The sequence below is a fragment of the Streptomyces sp. NPDC029164 genome (assembly GCF_055563995.1).
The window spans coordinates 1-2,686 of record NZ_JBVHWW010000088.1; the positions used below are offsets into that span (position 1 = coordinate 1).

At 69.0% G+C, this 2,686-nt stretch carries 3 protein-coding genes; all 3 read left to right on the plus strand.

What is annotated here, in order from left to right; genetic code table 11:
• Positions 1–999, plus strand: a 999-nt coding sequence (locus tag ACZ4VT_RS37295; protein WP_467955809.1) for a vitamin B12 dependent-methionine synthase activation domain-containing protein, incomplete at its 5' end; no start/stop codon positions are given.
• Between the two features lie 28 nt (positions 1,000–1,027).
• A complete protein-coding gene (metF, locus tag ACZ4VT_RS37300; RefSeq protein WP_467955811.1) occupies positions 1,028–1,960 on the plus strand; it encodes a methylenetetrahydrofolate reductase [NAD(P)H] in 933 nt (310 codons plus the stop codon).
• Between the two features lie 25 nt (positions 1,961–1,985).
• Positions 1,986–2,686 (plus strand): adenosylhomocysteinase (locus tag ACZ4VT_RS37305; RefSeq protein ID WP_467955813.1); only part of this gene is annotated, 701 nt, incomplete at its 3' end.

Below are 2,686 nucleotides of genomic sequence, written 5' to 3' on the forward strand. Positions count from 1 at the left end.
ACCCGCGCCTACGTCGAACAAGACCTCCACGAAATCTACGAAGGCGAAGTCCGCTACGCCCGCGACGCCTTCGAAGGCCTGCGCCTCATGGACGCGCTGATGGGAGTCAAACGCGGTGTTCCCGGTGTCGAGTTGCCGCCGCTGAAGCAGCGCCGTGTCGCCAAGCGCGACACGCCGCTGGTGGTGGCGGCCGAGCCGGGGGGCCGTTCCGATGTCGCCGTCGACCACCCGGTCCCCACCCCGCCGTTCTGGGGCACCCGCGTCGTCAAGGGCATCCCGCTCAAGGAGTATGCCTCCTGGCTGGATGAGACGGCCCTGTTCAAGGGCCAGTGGGGGCTGAAGGACACCGAGACCATCGAGACGGACGGGCGGCCGCGGCTGCGCGGCTGGCTGGATCGGCTGCACACCGACGGACTGCTCGAAGCGGCCGTCGTGCACGGCTACTTCCGGTGCGTCTCCAAGGACGAGGACCTGATCATCCTCGACGAGAACGGTTGCGAGCGGACCCGCTTCACCTTCCCCCGCCAGGGCCGCGGCCGCCGCCTGTGCCTCGCCGACTTCTTCCGCTCCGAGGACTGCGGGGACACCGACGTGGTCGGCCTCCAGGTCGTCACCGTCGGCTCCAGGATCGGCGAGGAGACGGCCCGGCTCTTCGCCGCGGACGCCTACCGCGAGTACATGGAACTGCACGGCCTCTCCGTCCAGCTCGCCGAGGCCTTGGCCGAGTACTGGCACGCGCGGGTCCGCGGCGAACTGGGCATCGCCGGCTCCGATCCGGGCTCGATGGACGGGATGTTCCGCACCGAGTACCAGGGCTGCCGCTACTCGTTGGGGTATCCCGCCTGCCCCGACCTGGAGGACCGGGCGAAGATCGCCGGCCTTCTGCAGCCGGAGCGGATCGGTGTGCTGCTGTCGGAGGAGTTCCAGCTCCACCCGGAGCAGTCCACCGACGCGATCGTGATCCATCACCCCGAGGCGACGTACTTCAACGCGCGCTGAATCCCGACGAGTTGGAAAGGAGTCCGGCATGCCGGCTGCTCTGGCCGCCACCACCGACCGCCCCCGCACCTGTGCCCCCGCCTCCCCGGGTGTCCGTGAGCTGCTGTCCCAGGGCCGGCGGACCTTCTCCTTCGAGTTCTTCCCGCCGAAGACGGATGCCGGGGAGCGCACCCTGTGGGCGGCGATCCGCCGGATCGAGCCGTTCGCGCCGTCGTTCGTCTCCGTCACCTACGGGGCCGGCGGTTCCTCCCGCGACCGTACCGTGGAGGTCACCAAGCGCATCGCGGCGCAGACCACGTTGCGCCCGGTGGCGCACCTGACCGCCGTGGGGCACTCGGTCGCCGAGCTGCGCCACATCATCGGCCAGTACGCCGACGCGGGCATCCGCGATGTGCTCGCCCTGCGCGGTGACCCGCCCGGTGACCCGAAGGGGCAGTGGACCCCGCATCCGGCCGGGCTGACCCACGCTCATGAACTGGTCACCCTCATCCGGCAGTTGGGTGATTTCACGGTGGGAGTCGCGGCCTTCCCGGAGCGGCATCCGCGTTCGCCCGGCTGGAGTGAGGACATCCGGCACTTCGCCGCCAAGTGCCGGGCCGGCGCCGACTACGCCATCACCCAGATGTTCTTCCACGCCGAGGACTACCTGCGGCTGCGTGACCGGCTCTGTGCCGTCGGCTGTCTGACGCCGGTCATCCCCGAGATCATGCCGGCCACCGATTTCCGCCAGATCCGGCGCTTCGCGGAGCTGAGCGACGCCCGCTTCCCGGCCCAACTCGCCGGGCGGCTGGAGGCGGCGAAGGACGATCCGGCGGCCGGCCACCAGATCGGTGTGGAGTACGCGACGGCGATGTCCGAGCGTCTGCTCGCCGAGGGTGCGCCGGGCCTGCACTACATCACTCTCAACAAGTCCACCGCGACTCTAGAGATCCATCAGAACCTGAACCTCAGCCAGAACTAGCCACCACCATCACGGAGTAGACCCCATGGACTTCAAGGTCGCCGATCTCTCTCTCGCGGAATTCGGCCGCAAGGAGATCACCCTCGCCGAGCACGAGATGCCCGGTCTGATGTCGATCCGCAAGGAGTACGCCCCCTCGCAGCCCCTGGCGGGGGCGAGGATCACCGGCTCCCTGCACATGACCGTGCAGACGGCCGTCCTGATCGAGACGCTGGTGGCGCTCGGGGCGCAGGTGCGCTGGGTGTCCTGCAACATCTACTCGACGCAGGACCACGCGGCGGCCGCCATAGCCGCCGCCGGCATCCCGGTCTTCGCCTGGAAGGGCGAGACGCTCCAGGAGTACTGGTGGTGCACGGAGCAGGCCCTGACCTGGCCCGGCCACGCGGGCCCGAACATGATCCTCGACGACGGCGGTGATGCCACGCTGCTGGTCCACAAGGGGGTCGAGTACCAGAAGGCGGGCGCCGTCCCGGACCCGTCGACCGCGGACAACGAGGAGATGGCCCTGGTCCTGGGCCTGTTGGCCAAGACGTCCATCGACTGGACGGCGCTGGCATCCGAGATCCGCGGTGTGACGGAGGAGACCACCACCGGGGTGCACCGCCTCTACGAGATGCACCAGGCAGGCAGCCTGCTGTTCCCGGCGATCAACGTGAACGACGCGGTGACGAAGTCGAAGTTCGACAACAAGTACGGCTGCCGGCACTCGCTGATCGACGGCATCAA